This window comes from Winogradskyella litoriviva (assembly GCF_013249065.1).
Lineage (GTDB): Bacteria > Bacteroidota > Bacteroidia > Flavobacteriales > Flavobacteriaceae > Winogradskyella > Winogradskyella litoriviva.
In genome coordinates this window covers 55,774-74,545 of record NZ_JABRWQ010000005.1, presented here as the reverse complement: position 1 = coordinate 74,545, position 18,772 = coordinate 55,774, and the positions used below count along the sequence as shown (strand labels likewise).

At 32.2% G+C, this 18,772-nt stretch carries 18 protein-coding genes; 12 read left to right on the top strand and 6 right to left on the bottom strand.

Annotated elements, in window-relative coordinates:
• Positions 1-11 precede the first annotated feature (11 nt).
• Entirely contained in the window at positions 12-635 is a 624-nt protein-coding gene (locus tag HNV10_RS11805; protein WP_173301592.1) for a tetratricopeptide repeat protein, read from the bottom strand.
• 16 nt (positions 636-651) lie between these two features.
• Positions 652-1,074, bottom strand: coding sequence for a DUF2141 domain-containing protein (locus tag HNV10_RS11800; RefSeq protein ID WP_173301591.1), 423 nt, complete (start codon positions 1,072-1,074; stop codon positions 652-654).
• Positions 1,075-1,295: 221 nt separating this feature from the next.
• Between HNV10_RS11800 and HNV10_RS11795 the strand changes: the two genes are divergently transcribed.
• Positions 1,296-1,709 carry an MFS transporter gene (locus HNV10_RS11795; protein WP_173301590.1) on the top strand — a complete coding sequence of 138 codons (414 nt, stop codon included), beginning with the start codon at positions 1,296-1,298 and terminating at the stop codon, positions 1,707-1,709.
• A 104-nt stretch (positions 1,710-1,813) separates the two neighbouring features.
• On the opposite strand, the gene HNV10_RS11790 is transcribed toward HNV10_RS11795, so the two are convergent.
• The gene (locus tag HNV10_RS11790; protein ID WP_173301589.1) at positions 1,814-2,233 is read right to left on the bottom strand and encodes a nucleoside-diphosphate kinase; all 420 of its coding nucleotides are present in this window, start codon (positions 2,231-2,233) and stop codon (positions 1,814-1,816) included.
• Between the two features lie 234 nt (positions 2,234-2,467).
• On the opposite strand from HNV10_RS11790, the gene HNV10_RS11785 reads away from it, so the two are divergent.
• Genes HNV10_RS11785 through HNV10_RS11775 form a run of 3 tightly spaced genes read left to right on the top strand, consistent with a single transcriptional unit; the run spans position 2,468 to position 5,202 of the window.
• On the top strand, positions 2,468-3,502 hold the full coding sequence (locus HNV10_RS11785; protein WP_173301588.1) for a DHH family phosphoesterase: 1,035 nt from the start codon (positions 2,468-2,470) through the stop codon (positions 3,500-3,502).
• 10 nt (positions 3,503-3,512) lie between these two features.
• The gene (gldI, locus tag HNV10_RS11780; RefSeq protein ID WP_173301587.1) at positions 3,513-4,046 is read left to right on the top strand and encodes a gliding motility-associated peptidyl-prolyl isomerase GldI; all 534 of its coding nucleotides are present in this window, start codon (positions 3,513-3,515) and stop codon (positions 4,044-4,046) included.
• Complete coding sequence (locus HNV10_RS11775) at positions 4,039-5,202, top strand: peptidylprolyl isomerase (protein WP_173301586.1); 1,164 nt, start codon at positions 4,039-4,041, stop codon at positions 5,200-5,202. Before gldI ends, HNV10_RS11775 begins: the two co-directional genes overlap by 8 nt.
• Positions 5,203-5,366: 164 nt before the next feature.
• Here HNV10_RS11775 and HNV10_RS11770 read toward each other — a convergent pair whose 3' ends face one another.
• Positions 5,367-6,830: an aminoacyl-histidine dipeptidase gene (locus HNV10_RS11770; protein ID WP_173301585.1), complete on the bottom strand. Its 1,464-nt coding sequence runs from the start codon at positions 6,828-6,830 to the stop codon at positions 5,367-5,369.
• 495 nt (positions 6,831-7,325) lie between these two features.
• Here HNV10_RS11770 and HNV10_RS11765 point away from each other — a divergent pair, with 495 nt between their 5' ends.
• The 8 genes from HNV10_RS11765 to HNV10_RS11730 all read left to right on the top strand — a co-directional run bounded on the left by HNV10_RS11765 (position 7,326) and on the right by HNV10_RS11730 (position 15,995).
• Entirely contained in the window at positions 7,326-8,051 is a 726-nt protein-coding gene (locus HNV10_RS11765) for an NADase-type glycan-binding domain-containing protein (RefSeq protein WP_173301584.1), read from the top strand.
• A gap of 98 nt (positions 8,052-8,149) precedes the next feature.
• A complete protein-coding gene (locus HNV10_RS11760) occupies positions 8,150-8,659 on the top strand; it encodes a hypothetical protein (protein WP_173301583.1) in 510 nt (169 codons plus the stop codon).
• A 262-nt stretch (positions 8,660-8,921) separates the two neighbouring features.
• Entirely contained in the window at positions 8,922-9,431 is a 510-nt protein-coding gene (locus HNV10_RS11755) for an RNA polymerase sigma factor (RefSeq protein WP_173301582.1), read from the top strand.
• Entirely contained in the window at positions 9,418-9,846 is a 429-nt protein-coding gene (locus HNV10_RS11750) for a hypothetical protein (protein WP_173301581.1), read from the top strand. Before HNV10_RS11755 ends, HNV10_RS11750 begins: the two co-directional genes overlap by 14 nt.
• Before the next feature lie 43 nt (positions 9,847-9,889).
• A complete protein-coding gene (locus HNV10_RS11745) occupies positions 9,890-10,405 on the top strand; it encodes a hypothetical protein (RefSeq protein ID WP_173301580.1) in 516 nt (171 codons plus the stop codon).
• Positions 10,406-10,488: 83 nt separating this feature from the next.
• Positions 10,489-11,556, top strand: coding sequence for a DUF3810 domain-containing protein (locus HNV10_RS11740; RefSeq protein ID WP_173301579.1), 1,068 nt, complete (start codon positions 10,489-10,491; stop codon positions 11,554-11,556).
• A gap of 135 nt (positions 11,557-11,691) precedes the next feature.
• Positions 11,692-14,673 (top strand): amidohydrolase family protein, encoded by a 2,982-nt coding sequence (locus tag HNV10_RS11735; RefSeq protein ID WP_241695502.1) that lies wholly within the window; start codon positions 11,692-11,694, stop codon positions 14,671-14,673.
• Positions 14,674-14,684: 11 nt separating this feature from the next.
• Positions 14,685-15,995 (top strand): amidohydrolase family protein, encoded by a 1,311-nt coding sequence (locus HNV10_RS11730; protein WP_173301578.1) that lies wholly within the window; start codon positions 14,685-14,687, stop codon positions 15,993-15,995.
• A 93-nt stretch (positions 15,996-16,088) separates the two neighbouring features.
• Here HNV10_RS11730 and HNV10_RS11725 read toward each other — a convergent pair whose 3' ends face one another.
• A complete protein-coding gene (locus tag HNV10_RS11725; protein WP_173301577.1) occupies positions 16,089-16,886 on the bottom strand; it encodes a hypothetical protein in 798 nt (265 codons plus the stop codon).
• Between the two features lie 103 nt (positions 16,887-16,989).
• Positions 16,990-18,756 carry a T9SS type A sorting domain-containing protein gene (locus tag HNV10_RS11720; RefSeq protein WP_173301576.1) on the bottom strand — a complete coding sequence of 589 codons (1,767 nt, stop codon included), beginning with the start codon at positions 18,754-18,756 and terminating at the stop codon, positions 16,990-16,992.
• Between the last annotated feature and the right edge of the window lie 16 nt (positions 18,757-18,772).

Sequence of the window (18,772 nt, the reverse complement as noted above, 5' to 3'; positions counted from 1 at the left end):
TGTTTAATTTATTAGGCTTTACATTCTTTTGCAACAATTTCTGCACGCTCTTTTCCCCAATTAGGATGTAATGCGCTCTCTGGCTTAAAGGTATCAAAAAGTTTTAGGGATACTTCAATCTCTTCGCAATAAGGTGCTGTATCTTTTCCAAAATATTTTGCACTGTTCAAATTCCAGTCAGCGTTACAAAACATTGCTCTTGGATTTTCTGGTTCTAAGGTTAACGCTTTGCCATATAACTCAGAAATTTTTGCACCATACTTCATACCATACGTCATACCATCAAAAACAACCCAATTGGTTAAAATTTGCGCCTGCATTATTATTAGCTCAGCATTATCTTCACTTATAGCCATTGCTAAATCTAAATGCTCTTGCGCCTTATCTAACTGTGCTTTTAGTATCGTTTCATCTTTCTCATTCCAGCTTTTTAAGCTATTTATCTGTGCTATATAATAACTAGGTAGCCATTCTGTTGGCTCTGCTTTTGCTATACGCTCAAACATATTTTGAGCACTATCTGTATCCCCTTTCTGCCAAGACTCAAAGGCTTTGGTCATTCCTTTTTCAAAATTTGTTTGTGCTTGTGCAAATCCTGTAATTATTAATAAAGCTATGATTATAGTATTCTTCATTTTCATTGTTTTTAAATTAAAGTGATATTGTGATTGATTTGTTTTTGTTTAGTTCAAATTTAGCATCCTCCCATTTTGGTGGTCCCATAAAACCAGTAGCATCATTAGAACACCCATAATCTTCAGAAGGAATACCAAAAAAATTAGTATCCATTTTTCCATTATCGTTTTCATCATGAAATATTGAAACCGCATAAACACCTTTTGGAATATCTTTAAATAAAACTTTACAAGATTTATTGGTAATGGCACTAATTTCACCTTTGTAAGATTGCTTTAAAAATCCCGTTTCAGTGTTATATAGTGCTATAAACATTTTACCGTCGTTACTATTAGCGTCTTCAACTTTTACAGTAATTGTAAAATTATCTTGAGCTTCTAATTGAAAACTTAAAAAGCTCATCATGGTTAATACAGTTATTTTTACGAGTAAATTCATAAGTAATGGTTTTGTTTGATACAAATATCGAATAGAAGTCTTCTTTTTTAAAACTGAACTTACCGAATTGTATTTTTTTAATGCTGAATTGTATAATATTTAAAAAATGAATAAAAAAGAGTTTAAAACCTCACCTAAATAAATCCTTTATTATTGAAATTGTATCTTAAATTTAAGACTTATTACATATCTTGATGGTATACATTCTAAATAAATAGAAAATGAATGAGAAATTAAAACCAATAAAAGTTATTCACCTTGCCATTTGTGCTGGAATAATTGTTGCTTACATCATTTTAGGCAACCTTACTTCAGTAGAAAATTTTAATCTACCCAAAATAGATACATCCTCAATAATTTATCTAATGATTCCGATAATGGCAATAATCCTCAGTAATTTACTATATAACAATCAGTTAAAAAAGGTTGACACTAAATTAAAGCTTGAAGAAAAAATTCCATTTTACCAAACCGCTTCAATTATTCGTTTAGCTATTTTAGAAGGAGCTGCCTTTTTAATTCTGTTTTTAAAACCCGATTTTATTGTATTAGGACTAGTCTTAATTTTATATATCATTTATCTAAGACCATCTGAAAATCAATTTAGAAACGACTTTAATGACACCAGATTATAGTCTAATAAATTGTTGTTGTATTAAAACTAATTATAAATTGATTTAAACAAAAAAAGACCATCCTTTTAGATGGTCTTTTTTTTTAATATTATAAATGTTTTTTCTTAAAACATATCTCTTCCAGCAAAATGGAACGCACTTTCAATAGCTGCATTATCATCACTATCACTTCCATGAACAGCGTTTTCGCTAATAGAATCTGCAAACATTTTACGAATAGTACCTTCTGCTGCATCAGCAGGATTAGTTGCACCAATTAACGTTCTAAAATCTTCTACAGCGTTTTCCTTTTCTAAAACCGCTGCAACTATAGGGCCACGAGTCATATATTCTACTAACTCTCCAAAAAATGGACGTTCGTTATGTATTGCATAAAATTCCTCAGCATCTGCTTTAGTCATTTGCGTTAATTTCATTGCTACGATTCTAAAACCCGAAGCTGAAATCTTTTCTAAAATTGCGCCAATGTGTCCTTTTTCAACAGCATCAGGCTTTAACATTGTAAATGTTCTGTTAGTTGCCATGTATCTTTTTTTAAATATTCTGCAAAAGTAATGTATTTCTTTAATTAATCAAGAGCCACAATCAATAAATAAAACCATGTTAATTTTGTTATAACTAAGATTACTTTTTCTAAAAATATTTAATGCTGAAAAGTTTTTAAATTCATTAGAATCTAATTTCTAATTATTAGAGCTGTCTTAATTTCATATTAAAAGTATTCTTCAAAATATCTGAATAATGTATCTTCGCCATCTATGATTAAAACACAGATTTCAAAAATAAAGACGCTTTTAAGCACGCCAAAACATATAGTTATTGTTCCTCATAGAAATCCAGATGGTGACGCTATGGGTTCTACTCTAGGCTTATATCATTACTTAAATTTATATAATCACCAAACAACCGTTATTGCACCAAATGATTATCCCGATTTTTTAAAGTGGTTACCTGGCGACAATTCTGTTTTAAAATTTGAAACTCAACACGAAGAAAGTATTTCACTAATTGAGAAAGCGGACCTTATATTCACTTTAGATTTTAATGCTTATCATAGAGCAGGACATGATATGGCCGGAGTATTAGAACAATCCAAAGCAATTAAATTTATGATAGATCATCACCAACAACCAGATGACTATGCTAAATATATGTACTCGGATGTTAGCATGTCTTCTACTTGCGAAATGGTCTATAATTTTATTGAAATGCTTGGTGACGAAACTAAAATAAATGCCGCAATAGCAACTTGTCTCTATGTTGGTATAATGACGGACACTGGCTCATTTAGGTTTCCTGCAACCACTAAAAGAACACATGAAGTTATTGGATGTTTAATAGAAAAAGGTGCAGAAAACTCACAAATTCATAATAATATATACGACACTAATAGTTACAACCGTTTACAGTTATTAGGACGTGCCTTACAAAATCTCAAAGTTATACCAGAATTAAGAACTGCCTACATCACGTTATCTCAGGCTGAATTAGATGAATTTAATTTTAAAAAAGGAGATACTGAAGGTTTTGTTAATTATGCCTTGTCTTTAAAAGGTATTATTTTTGCAGCAATGTTTACAGAAAGCAAACAAGATCAAATAATTAAAATCTCTTTACGCAGTAAAGGTGATTTTTCTGTTAATGAATTATCTAGAGCTCATTTCCATGGTGGAGGCCATACAAATGCTGCTGGAGGACGGAGTGATGATAATATGGAAACAACCATAAACAAATTTATTAGTATATTACCGCAATATAAAAACCAATTGTCCATTGCCCAAAACGGACATTAATTTAATTAATATGAAAAACCTACTCATTTTATTTGCTATTACCTTAGTGTTTTTTGGCTGTAAATCGCCCGAAGCAAGATTACCAGAATCTGTGCAATCGGGTTCCTTTTTAAAAGAGTCAGCCGAACGAAACAGAAAGCTTAATGAGCTTGAAAACAAACAAATACAAGATATTATAAATAGTAATCCAGAAAGAGATTACATTGCCTCAGAAAGCGGCTTTTGGTATGCTTATAATACACAAGTTGAAGGCGACAAAGCCCAACCTCAATTTGGTGATGTAATAGATTTCACTTTTGATGTTTCTAATATAGAAGGTGATGAAATTTACGCAAACACCAATAAAACCTACGTAATGGACAAAGAAGAATTGTTTACAGGTTTACGAGAAGGTTTAAAACTATTAAAACCAACAGAATCAGCGACATTTATTTTTCCTTCCCAAAAAGCTTTTGGGTATTACGGAGATGAACATAAAATAGGAACCAATGTTCCTCTAATTTGCGAAGTAACATTAAACACAATTATTAAAACAAATGATTAAGAAAACACTTACAGCTTTCGTTGTATTATTAGTACTGGTAAATATTTCTTGCCAAGAACGTCTTTATCCAGAATTAGAAGATGGACTTTATGCAGAGTTCGTAACAAACAAAGGCACTATGGTGGCCAAGTTGTTTTATGACAAAGCACCTGTAACGGTTGCAAATTTTGTAGCACTAGCAGAAGGTACACATCCTTTAGCAAAAGAAGAATATAAAGGAAAACGTTATTACGATGGTACTACATTTCATAGAGTTATAGATAATTTTATGATTCAAGGTGGTGACCCAACGGCAACAGGAATGGGTGATCCAGGTTATAAGTTTGATGATGAATTTCACCCTGAATTAAAACACGATAAACCAGGTATTTTATCTATGGCAAATGGTGGACCAAATGGTAATGGTAGTCAATTCTTTATTATGGAAAGACCCGACCCAAGGTTAGATAATAAACATGCCGTTTTTGGAGAATTAGTAGAGGGTATAGAAATACAAGACTCTATCTCTAACGTTAAAGTTATTGACCCAAGAGCTAGAAATCACAAACCCGTTGAAGATGTTGTGATTACTAAATTAAACATCATTAGAAAAGGTCCGGAAGCAAAAGCTTTTGATGCTGCTAAAGTGTTTACAGAAGAATTACCTAAGATTAAAGAAAGACAAGCTAAAATAAGAGAAGAAGCTAAAAAGAAAGCTGAAGAATTAGCGAAACAAGCACAGATTGCATTCTTAAAAAAGAATGAAAATTTAACAGGAAGAAAAATAGAATCACCAACAGGTATGGCTATGATTTTTACACACGAAAGTAATGGTGTAACACCAGAATCTACAGACCGTGTAAATATTGAATGTGCTGGCTATTTAGAAAATGGCGAATTATTCTGGACCACCTGGAAAGACGTAGCTGAAAAGAATGGTAAATATGATGAACGTACCGATAAAGCTGGTCGTTACACATCTTTTGATATGCCTTACAATAAAACAGCTGGTTTAATTGCTGGTTTTAGAGAAGCTATGCTTAACATGAAAATTGGTGACAAGGCCAGAGTTTTTATTCCTTATTACTTAGGTTATGGTGAAAGAGGAAATCCTCCTGTAATTCCGCCAAGCGCAAACCTAGTTTTCGATATTGAATTGGCTAGTATAAAAAAATAGTTTTATACGGTATTATAAATTAAGAAAAGCAGCTACTAAACATATAAGTAGCTGCTTTTTTATTACAGTTTAATTAGATCTACAAGGTTTCCAAAACCTTGTAGGTTTTTTTCATCTTTACCTTAATACCCAAAAGGTTATAGAAACCTTACACGATTATTAAATTAAGCCTTAGGGATATTTTTTAAAATCTCTAGTACAAATTCCCAATACTTCTGTGCCGAAGAAATCTGAGCACGTTCATCTGGAGAGTGTGCGCCTTTAATATTTGGCCCAAAGCTAATCATATCCATATTAGGATAATTAGTGCCTAGAATTCCACATTCTAAACCAGCATGGCAAGCTGCAACATGAGGTTTTTCTCCGTTATTTAGTCGCTCGTAGATAGGAACCATAACTTTTAAAATATCAGAATCCATATTTGGAGCCCAACCAGGATAATCGCCAGAAAATTCAACTTCGCAACCTGTTAATTCAAAAGTAGCGCGTAAGGTATTTGCCAAATCGTCCTTTGTACTATCTACAGAACTACGAGTTAAACAACCAATTTTTATATGACCATCTTTTACAATAACTCTTGCGATGTTATTAGAGGTTTCAACTAAACCTTCAATATCTGGACTCATACGATAAACACCATTGTGTGCTGCATACAATGCTCTGGTAAAACCTTCTTGCACACCTAAATCCATAATTTTTTCAGGAAGCTCTGTTTTAGATACTATAATTTCTAAATCTGGCTCCATGGTTTTAAATTCAACCTTAAGCATATCAGCGAAATCTTTCATTTCAGCTTCAAAAGCAGCTTCATGCACAGCGTCTATGGCAACAATAGCATTACTTTCTCTAGGTATAGCATTACGTAAACTTCCACCATCAATTTCAGAAATACGTAATCCGAAGTTTTCAAAACCATCAAATAATAAACGATTCATTAATTTATTGGCATTTCCTAAACCTTCGTGAATTTGCATTCCAGAATGTCCACCTTGTAAACCTTTTACAGTTATGGTATAACCAATTTTAAACTCTGGCGTTTCTTCTTCTTTATAATCTCGTGTAGCCGTAACATCTACGCCTCCAGCACAACCTACGCCAATCTCATCATCTTCTTCGGTATCTAAATTTAAAAGAATTTCACCTTTTAGCAAACCACCTTTTAAACCTTGTGCACCTGTCATTCCGGTTTCTTCGTCAATAGTAAACAAAGCTTCTAATGCAGGATGCGCAATAGTATCGCTTTCTAAAATGGCCATTATTGTTGCCACACCTAAGCCATTATCAGCACCAAGTGTTGTTCCTTTTGCTTTTACCCAATCGCCTTCTACAAACATTTCAATACCTTGTGTATCAAAATCAAATACCGTATCGTTATTTTTTTGATGCACCATATCTAAATGACTTTGCATTACAATAGGCTTTCTGTCTTCCATACCTTTTGTTGCTGGCTTGCGGATAATAACATTACCTACTTCGTCTTCAATGGTTTCTAATCCAAGATTGTTACCAAAATCTTTCATAAATTGAATCACGCGTTCTTCCTTTTTAGAAGGTCTTGGCACAGCGTTTAAATCTGCGAATTTGTTCCAAAGTTGTTTTGGTTCTAAGGCTCTTATTTCTGAACTCATATTATTGTCCACAAAAGTGGATATCTTTTAAGTTAATAATTCATTTTTTAGTAATGCAAATTTACGAAATATGAAGCAGTCTTTATTAGATTGTAAATAATGATTTAACTTTACTTATGTTTATTTAATCTTAGCACTAAAAGGACAAATAAGTAATGCGCAACAGGAAACTAAAAATCCTAATGTTATACCTAGTTAGCATAACCTGTATTATTGGTTATTTCTTTGTAGAGCATTCTAACATTATACCACAACTTGTTGAATACGCAAATAATAATCGTTATAAAGGATTTGCTACATTTTTCCTAACAGGATTGTTTAAATACGGATTACTTTTCGTTGGAATTAGCACTATTTTAATTTTGAGTTTCCTGTTAATCAAAGAAAAAATTAAAAAGGTGGAATAAAAAAACATTGCAAAGTTATTTAATAAAATAAGCACTAAAAAAAGTGTTATTATGTATATTACCTAATCAATTTACAAGACACTAAAAAATGAGATTTTTATTCTTCTTTATATTTCTAACTTCAATAGCATTCATTAGTGGACAAAATACTGTTACTCTTTTACCCAATTTGGGAATCGAAAATAATTATTCGCAATCGGATTTTGAATATTGGAAGAGGGCGACTGAATTATTTTCTAAACTCAACAATCTTGAAAATGAAATTAAATATTCCGAATTAACGGAAACTGAGACAAAAGCAATTGACTCTCTAGAATTGGGTTACGGACCACAAACCGATGTTATTGGTTGCAGCTGGTATTGTGGTGGTGGACCATACAAAACGTCATCTTCAAGTGTTTTAAATGATGATGAGAATTATTCTAATGAAAATATTCACGACTTCGACTTATTCACAGGTTGGGTTCCGCAATCTAAAAACGGTATTGGAGAAACAATTAGTTTTCATTTTAAAGCTAAGTCGCCAAGAATTAATGCTATTGTTATTTATAATGGATATATAAAAACAAAAGAACTTTGGAAAAAAAATTCTAGAGCAAAAAAAATAAAATTAAAAATTGACAATGAAACTATTGCAATTTTAGAATTAAAAGACACAACAGCTTCTCAACGATTTGAAATTGAACCAATTCAATCCACAACAGAAAATCAAGACTTAGTTTTAACTTTAGAAATAATGGAGTCCTACGAAGGAGAGAAATATACTGATTTGGTGATAAGCGAAATTAATTTTGATGGTATTGACGTTCACTAATAAATATAACCTAACTCGATAAATCAATATAACAATTGATAGTGTATAATCCCAATGAAATATAAAAACTATAAATCTGCACACATATCAAAAACCAAATGACAAAAAAAGAACCTAAAGAAATATTTCACAAATCTCTTATTGCTTGTATTGCTATTGTTGGATTTGGAGTTTATCTGTCTATTAGAGGAAGTAAAGAAAAAACTGAATTTGAAAGTTTAACTGGAAAAATAGATTATTTTGATAAAACGTTTCAAGATCTAAATTATAGAAATAAAGGAAACCACCGATTTATACATATTGTTGATTTCCCTATTATGTTCGACCTATTTGTTGGAAAAGAAACAGGAGATTTTAGTCCCAAGTTTGAACAATTAGATAAGCTAAAAGTTGGAGATGAAATCACTATTTATCACGCTGACAAAACACCTCTTCAAAGAAATAGAGATTTAAGGTTTAATAAAACTGTTCAATTTATTGACAAAGATGGCGAAGCATTTTTTGTTCGCGGAAATAAAGATAAATACGGAGGATATTTTCTTGGAGGAATAGGTGTTTTATTAGGAATATCACTCTTAATTTTAAAACGACTAGGAAAAATAAAATAGCTAAAAGAATAGAGAAATTGGGTTAAATAAAACTTCTCGCTAACTATACAGTTGTATCCATTGGTTCTAAATGATTCAATAAACGCAATTACCCTAACCAAACTAAATACAGAAATTACATCTAGTAATCTCTCTGAAAACGAAAAATTGAGATTTAAGAACACACGTCAACAATCTAATTGTCAATAATTTATAAAAATAAATTAAAAAAAAGCATGTTTTTGTGTTATGTCCATTACTATTTTATCGTTATTAAAGTAGAATGACTAAAACAGAATTTAAGCTTAAAGTATTTTCACAATCTAAACGTTTGTTTCCAATGGTTTCTCGGATGCTTGGTAATAGTCCAAACGCTGAAGATGCGATACAAGAAATAATGATAAAACTTTGGCTAAAACGGAAACAAATTGAAAAACATCCTAATATTACTGCATTAGTTTTTTCTACAGCTCGGAATCATTGTATTGATATACTAAGAAAGAAAAAGCTAGAAATTTATGATAGTTCGTTTCAACTGGAGATATTAAAGTCAGAAAACAATCTAGAACAGCTAGAAAGAAAAGAACTCCACACAATAATTAAAAAAATTATAAATAATCTCCCTGAGCAACAAAAGGAAGTCATTATAATGCGTGACTTAGACGGTTATGAATTTGTAGAAATAGCTGCAGCCTTACAACTGAAAATTGAACACACCAGAGTATTGTTATCTCGAGCAAGAAAAAAAGTAAGTCTACAATTAGATAAAACTTATTATTATGAAAGAGGATAAAACTAAAGTATTATTAAAAAAATATAAAGAAGGATATACCACGTTAGATGACGAACAATTTTTATTAGACAAAACCTCAGGCATAACACCATCATTAGATGCATGGTCTACATTTGTAAAAAATAATAAAATTGAAACACCTCACAATTTTAATGAGAAACTATGGGAATCATTTCAAAATAAAAAAAATAGAAAGCGTAAGGTGTTTGTTGGTATCATGTCTGCCGCAGCTTCATTGCTATTATTTATAACTTTTATTATAACCAACCAAAAACAAGAAGAACTAAATTATTCTGAGAAAGAAGCCTTGTTAAGTTTAGCTAAGGAGATGGTCTCTAATTCAGATTCTACTGACAATGAAAAAAATATCATTTATGAAAATGACATGGTAATTATCTATACCACAAAAGAATAAGGAAGAAAATTAAATATTTATTAATAAGAAAACATTTTAAACCATGAAAAAAATAATTTTAACAGCATGTGCAATATTTTTATCAATATTGCTAATGCAAGCACAAAAAAATAATGAAGCAAAAAAAGACAGTTCTTTGGTTGAAAAGCTACACGTTAAGTTAAAAGATGGTGCAAAACCAGATATTTATGTTGATGGTAAAAAATTTGATTTTAGTATAGACTTATTAGACGAAGATAAGATTGAATCTGTTTTTGTAATTAAAGGAGAAAAAGCCATTACAGAATACAACTCACCTAATGGTGTTATACTTATTACAACAAAGAAAAATGTTGATGCTGAAAAATCTACAGAAAAAACTAGTGAGATATCCATTACAGATGAAAAATCTCCTTTGGTAATTATAGATGGAAAAATAACCAATAAAGGATCTCTCAAAAACTTATCGCCTGATGATATTGAAAAGATTGAAGTCTTTAAAGATGAAAAAGCCATAAAAAAATATAATGCTCCAAATGGTGCCATAATTATAACCACTAAAAAGAAGAAAAAAGACTAATTTAATGACTAACGCATATAAAAAAATGCTGTTTCTAGTTTTATTGAGATTGCCTCAATGAATCTTTTCCCTATTTTTGAAACATGCGTAAAAACAAAAAACTAATCCTTGTAATTTTCTTTGGTGTCCAGCTACTTTTTTTATCTCAATTGAAGCATTACCCAGAGTTTGTAGAACAATTTTACAGTAACGGACTTTATGTTTTTATTTCAAAATTAATGCGCTATGCTTTTGGATGGCTACCATTTTCTGCTGGTGACATCTTCTACACATTAGCCGGAATCTATTTAATAAGGTGGTTAATTGTAAATAGAAAACGCATTATAAAAGATACTAAAAATTGGTTTTTAGATATTGGAGCAACCTTATCTATTGCTTATTTTTCTTTTCATATTCTTTGGGCTTTTAATTATTACAGACAACCACTTTATAAGTCATTAAATATTGAAGCTGAATATTCAAATGAGCAATTGATTTCTTTTACCGAACGATTAATTAAAAAATCAAATGCCTTACAATTTCAACTTACTAAAAACGATACTGTAAAGGTAGTTTCACCTCATACCAAATCAGAGATTTTTAATAAAGTAAAAGATGGTTACCAAAAACTCTCTGAAGTTTATCCGCATTTGGAGTATCATCCTAAAAGCATTAAAAAATCGATTTATAGTTTACCATTAACCTACATGGGATTTTCTGGTTATCTAAATCCGTTTACTAACGAGGCCCAGGTTAATGGATTAATATCAACATACAAATTCCCAACAACCTCTTGTCATGAAGCTGCACACCAATTAGGCTACGCAGCAGAAAATGAAGCTAACTTTATAGGTAGCTTGGCCGCTATACATAATGAAGATATTTATTTTAAATATTCAGGCTATACATTCGCATTACGTTATTGTTTGGCTGAAGTTTATAAAAGAGACTTTGAACGTTATGAGTACATGCTTTCTACTATTAATAAAGGCATCTTAAAAAACTATCAAGAAACTCAAGATTTCTGGCAATCTTACGAGAATCCTATCGAACCACTTTTTGAAGCCACCTTCGATAATTTTCTAAAAGCCAACAATCAATCTGCTGGTATGAAAAGTTATAGTTATGTTGTTGCGCTTTTGGTTAATTATTATATAGGCAAAAGCCTTTAATATATCCTAAATGTCTAGTTGAGCGCAATCTAAACTTTACTGTACGACTACCCTTAAAACGTTAAAATATTTAAATCTATTTAGGTTCAATCAATATTTCCTATATTTAGAAAGTTAATCCAACCAACCACTCTTATGATAAAATACTATTTACGACTGCTCGTACTGATGTGCAGTTTTTCGTTATTTGCACAAGACTACTTTCCGAGTAATTCTGGTGTCATTGCAAATAATACCAATTACACTGCATTTACAAATGCAAAGATTCATGTGTCACCAACCGAAGTCTTAGACAATGCCACTCTACTTATAAAAGACGGCAAAGTTGTAAGTGTTGGTCAATCGGTAACCATTCCGAAGAATACCACAACAATTGATCTTTCTGGTAAAACAGTTTATCCTTCTTTCATTGATTTATACACCACATTTGGTGTAGAAAAACCAAAAAGACAACGTGGCGAATCTCAATACGGACCAAGCCGAAGCGGTTTTTACTGGAACGACCACATTATGCCAGAACAAGATGTAATGACAACTTTTAAGTACGATGAAAAGTCAGCTACAGAATTACTCAACCTAGGCTTTGGTGTTGTAAACACGCATTTCCCTGATGGTGTAGTGCGCGGAACTGGTGCTTTAATTGCTTTAAACAATAATGCTGACAATGCCATGCGAATTGTAGATGGCAGAACATCTCAACATTTTTCGTTTAGTAAAAGTGCAAAATCTAACCAATCTTACCCATCGTCTATTATGGGAAGTATGGCTTTATTGCGACAAATGTATAATGATGCTAAATGGTATGAAGCAGGAAACATAGACACAAAAGATTTATCATTAGAAGCCTTAAATAAAAACAAGAATTTGCTTCAGATTTTTGAAGCTGGCAGCAGACTTAATCTTTTACGTGCTGATAAAGTTGGTGATGCTTTTAATATTCAATATACTATTCTTGGAGGTGGTGATGAATATGAACGTATCAGTGAAATAAAAGCAACAAATGCCACTGTAATTTTGCCATTAGATTTTCAATTAGCTTATGATGTTGACGACCCATTTTTAGCGAGTACATTATCTTTAAGTGATATGCGCTCATGGAATCAAGAACCTCACAATCCTAGATTATTGGCAGAAAACGGAATTAAATTCACTTTTACAACACATGGTTTAAAATCTAAAAAATCATTCTCATCAAACTTAATGAAAGCTATAGAAATGGGTCTTTCTAAACAAAAAGCTTTAGAAGCTTTAACCACAGTTCCGGCTTCATTATTAGGTAAATCAGATGTTTTAGGTACTTTAAAAGCTGGTAGCTACGCTAACTTTTTAATTACAGATGGTGATATTTTTGAAAAGAAAACCAAACTCTACGAAAATTGGGTTCAAGGCAATGCAAATGTAGTTTCAGATATGACTAAAAATGATATTGATGGTGATTACAAGTTTCAAATTAATGGAACAGATTATGAACTTTCAGTTTCTGGTAGTACAAGCAAACCAAATGCTACAATTAAAAGTAACGACAAGATCTTAGGTACTAAAATGAGTTATAAAGATAATTGGGTTAACCTAACTTTTAAAACTGCGGATAGCACTAAAAAAGAGTTTGTAAGAGTGGTAGCTAATGCTGCTAACAATAATTCGTTAAACGGAAAAGCAATCTTACCAAACGGAAATGAATTACTGTTTAATGCCATTAAATTGAAGCAAAAAGATGCCGATAAAAAGGGTACTAAAAAAATGCATGGAGACGTAGAAGATGAACCTTTTATGAGTCCTATCACCTTCCCTAACTTAGCTTATGGTTTTACGGAAAAACCAAAATCTGAAGTGCTACTATTTAAAAACGCGACCGTATGGACCAATGAAAAGGAAGGCATTTTAGAAAACATAGATGTTTTAATTAAAGATGGAAAGATTGCTAAAATTGGAAAAAACCTTTCAAATAAAAACGCGAAAGTGATTGATGCTACTGGTAAACATATTACGGCTGGTATAATTGATGAGCATTCGCATATTGCAGCTTCATCTATTAATGAAGGTGGACAGAATTCTTCTGCTGAAGTAACTATTGAGGATGTCTTAGATGATGAATCTATTGATATCTACAGAAATTTAGCAGGTGGCGTAACATCGATTCAAATTTTACATGGTTCGGCAAATCCTATTGGTGGACGCTCAGCAATTATTAAATTAAAATGGGGCGAATCTGCAGAAAATTTAATCTATGACAATTCGCCAAAGTTTATAAAATTTGCTTTGGGTGAAAACGTAAAACAATCGCGTATGCGAAGAAATTCACGTTTTCCACAATCTAGAATGGGAGTTGAACAAGTTTTTATTGATTATTTCACAAGAGCGAAAGCATACGATGAACTTAAAAAAAGCGGTAAACCTTACCGAAAGGATATTGAAATGGAAACGCTTGCCGAAATTTTAAACAGCGAGCGTTTTATTTCTTGTCATTCTTATGTGCAAAGTGAAATTAATATGCTAATGAAAGTTGCAGAACAATTCGACTTTAAAATTAACACCTTTACTCACATTCTTGAAGGTTACAAAGTAGCCGATAAAATGAAAGCACATGGTGTTGGCGGTTCGACTTTTAGTGATTGGTGGGCTTACAAATACGAAGTGAATGATGCCATTCCGTACAATGCCGCAATTATGCACAATGCAGGTGTTACCGTGGCTATAAATTCTGATGATGCTGAAATGTCTAGACGACTCAACCAAGAAGCTGCAAAATCGTTAAAATATGGTGGTATTAGTGAAGAAGAAGCTTGGAAATTTGTGACTTTGAATCCGGCGAAACTATTGCATTTAGATAAACGCGTCGGTAGTCTTAAAGTTGGTAAAGATGCAGATGTTGTGTTATGGTCTGACCATCCATTGTCCATTTATGCTAAAGCTGAAAAAACCATTATTGAAGGTGTCACTTATTTTGACCTAGAAAAAGACAAGCAAATGCGCGAAGCGATTAAAAAGGAAAAAAGTGAGTTAATTAATCTAATGCTTCAAGATAAAAACAAAGGGTTAAAAACCCAACCTGTTAAGAAGAAAGAAGATAAATTAATGCATTGCGACTCAATGGATAATGAACATACTGCACACTAAAACAATTAAAAATGAAAACTTTAAATAAAATAAATACCGTTATATTTTTGTTGTGCATTACGTTAGGTTTCGCACAGCAAACACCTGCACCAGTGCAATCAAAAGATTTTGCCATTGTTGGTGCAACCGCTCATATTGGAGATGGAACCGTTATTGAAAACAGCATAATTGTTGTTAGTGATGGAAAAATAACAACCATTGGACCAGAAGCTTCAACACCTCTTACAAAGCAAGCTATGGACATTATTGATGCCAAAGGTAAGCACGTTTATCCTGGCTTTATTGTGGCTAACGGAACTTTAGGATTGGTAGAAGTAGATGCTGTAAAAGCCTCTGTTGACTTATCTGAATTAGGAACTTACAATCCACACATTAGAAGTATTATAGCATATAACACAGAATCTAAAGTAATAGAATCTATGCGACCAAATGGTGTGCTGTTGGGGCAAGTTGTACCAAGAGGTGGACGCATTTCTGGAACCTCATCCGTTGTACAATATGATGCTTGGAACTGGGAAGATGCAGCTATAAAAATGGATGATGGTATTCACATCAATTGGCCTAGCAGTTTTACGAGAGGACGTTGGTGGCTAGGCGAAGATGCAGGTTTAAAACCTAATAAAAAATACAACGAACAAGTAAAAGAATTATCCGATTATTTTGCGGAATCTAAGAGTTATAACAAAGGAGACAAAAAGGAATCTCATTTACCGTTTGAGGCCATGTCTGGATTATTTGATGGCTCTAAACGCTTATATATTAATGTAGATGATGAAAAAGGAATTACAGATGCTGTGAATTTTACAAAAGCACAAGGCGTTTCTAAAATTACTATTGTTGGTGCCTACCAAGCTGGCAACGTAACTAACTTTTTAAAAGAAAACAATGTTTCCGTATTTTTACGACGTGTACACACCAGACCAGAATTAGAAGATGATGATTATGATTTACCATACAAACTAGCAAAAAAACTAGTGGATGCAGATATTTTAGTTGCACTAGAGCCAAGCGGACAAATGGAACGCATGAACTCTAGAAACCTTCCATTTTATGCTGGTACAACGGTTGCTTATGGCTTAACTAAAGAACAAGCTTTGCAATTAATTACCAAAAATCCGGCTAAAATATTAGGCATTGATAATGCTTATGGAACGCTTGAAATTGGTAAAAGTGCTACACTTTTTATTAGTGAAGGTGATGCATTAGATATGCGAACCAATATATTAATTCACGCATTTATTGATGGTAGAAACCTCAGCTTAGAAACGCACCAAACTGAGCTTTGGAAACGTTATTCCGAGAAATTCTCAGAAAAAAAGTAACTCACAAATAAATGATAAAAAAGCGAGCCAAATGGCTCGCTTTTTTATTTCATTCAGAATGAAGTGAAAAACCTCATCTGTAATTTATATACATTATTCAATCAATTTTGCACCTTCTGGTTGCACAAATAATTTAGCATTTGGTGCTTCTTCAGATAGTACAACATTTGTAAAAGGAACTGTATTTCGTTTTTCTGTTGGCGCATTATTTTCATACTTATACCAATCTATACTCTTAGGCACTACCAAACCATTAACAGTTTGCCAATTGTTATATCTTATAAAATGAAAATCATCACTGCCTCCATCTTTTCCAAAAGTAACCGTGTAACCTAACCATTCCATTTTTCCGGTGTCAGCATCATAAAAAATCTTGTATTGGTCATTTGAAGATTCGCCTATACCATCTTCGTAAGAAATTAAAATTCCAGGATAAGATTTTCCTTCAAAGACTAAAGGCTCTATGTCTTTATACTCAATGCCGTCATCGCCTAAAACAAAAGGCATGGCATAGAAATAAAACATTAGGCCTTTATAAAATTTTGGCTTTCCTGCATATTCTTTTCCGTCTTTTTCACTAACCCAAAGTGTTGTGCCATCAAATCCTTGTGTGTAATTTGGCGTATCAATTTGTTCTGCTCTTGTTTTTAAGTTTAGCGTAGTTACTTCATTTCCATCTGGTTTTACCATTGTAAATGATAGTGTATTCATCTTATTCCATGTTTCAATGCTTCCGTGAGCATTAAATACTTTGGTTATAGATTCTGGATAAATACTCGTAGTTATATCTTCTTTTTTTACGGTTTCTATAACTGTTTTATTCTCCTTAGTTTCATTTTTACAAGCTACAAGTGTAATGGTAATAAAAAGTAATTGTACTATTTTTTTCATGGTATGGTTTTAATTTAGTGTCTTTTGACGAAGACAAATAGGATACATTACAAAAAAGCTTCAGAAATCATCTGAAGCTTTTTAAATTAGATAAAAACTATATTTAATTGACCATTAATTTTTCAATAGTCTTAGTATTTCCTAAGGTTAACTCAACAAAATATAATCCACTTTCTAAATTTGAAATATCTAAAGTTGAAGATTGATGTTCTAGTTTAATACCTTTCAGAATAACCTTTCCTTGGATATTATATATGTTTATTAATCCATTCTCTGAATTTGAATTTGAGAATTGAAATGTAACTTCATCCTGAGCTGGATTTGGAAATATTGAAAACTTATAAACATTAAAACTAGCTACACTTAAAGCAACGCTTGGCTCTAAGTAATCTGGTATATTATTAGAATTGGTATCATCATCTGTTGGGTCTCCATTATTGTTGTAATCTTCATCTATGGTTAGCACATTATCGCCATCATCATCGTCATCTAAATAGTTTTCGATTAAATCATTATCAGTGTCAACAAAAACATGCGATACATTTCTACCTAAAACAATATTAATTTCAATTAATGTATCTACACCATCACCATCGTCATCATCATCTAAATAATTTGGAATATTATCATTATCGGTATCATCATCTTCTAAATTACCATTTCCATTTATATCTTCATCGGAATCTATTACTCCATCGTCATCGGAATCTGTACAAACCACTTCCTCTACGTTAATCATAGTAGAAACTGTTCCACACCCAGAAAAAGCAATAACCGTTACATAATAAAAACCAGGTTCTGATACCGTTAGAGACGCTTGCGTTTCATCTGGTATAAGATTACCATTATGTGTCCATTGAAATGCATACTCAGAAGTCGATAATTCTGTATCTAAGACCAATGTATCGCCAAGACAAAAGCTATAATCACTTTCAAAATCCAAATATGGTAATGGATTAACATAAATATCAAAATAAGTAAGTGCATAACAGCCGTTTAGAGCTTCAACTCTCACATAAATTGTTTGAGGATTAGTTGTATTTATAAAATTATCTGGCGTTGCCAATACACCTGTATTAGCTGATGCATCTGCTTCACTTAAAAAATAAGTGATATTGAAGGGTTCACCAGAAGGATTAATTACCCCTTCATTTATGGTTAAATCAAATTCAGCTGTTACGTTATTATTATAATCACATTGTTCCAAATCCGATGGTATGCCCATAGCACCTGACGGATTAGGTAATACATATAGAGTTAATGTTGTAAAACCAACACATCCAGTGTTTACATCTGTTACGGCAACATACAAAGTTTGTGGGCTATAAGTATTATCATAAGATGTTGGCGTTAGTATATTGTTTAATTGCATTTCAGCATCCATCTGAGATTCATAATACGATACAGACCAATCTGCATTACCCGCTGTTATTTGATTATCATTAATAGTTAAATCGAATGTTGCAATCTCGTCATTATCATCATCACATAACTCTAATGGTGTTGTCTGAGTTGGTATTGGAACAGGGTTCACAATTAAATTAACAGTGGTTAATGCTGTATTTTGAGTCTCATTTTCTTCTACCCTTATGTGTATAGTTTGGTAACCACTTACTACATTGCCGTAAGGTGATGCTATCGGATTCGCACCAGTTATTGCTTCAGTTTGAGTTTCGTGATAAGTTATAGTATAATCAATTCCACTCTGAGACCCTAAAACTTGTGCGTCTAAAACGGTTAAATCAAACAACGCAAAGCCATCATTATCGTTATCGCAAATTACTAAATCACTAGGTTGATTAGCGACTTGTGCAAACATTGTTGTTATTGAAAATACGAATAGAAAAAAGAAAAGTAATTTTTGTTTCATAATTGGTTGGGTTAAT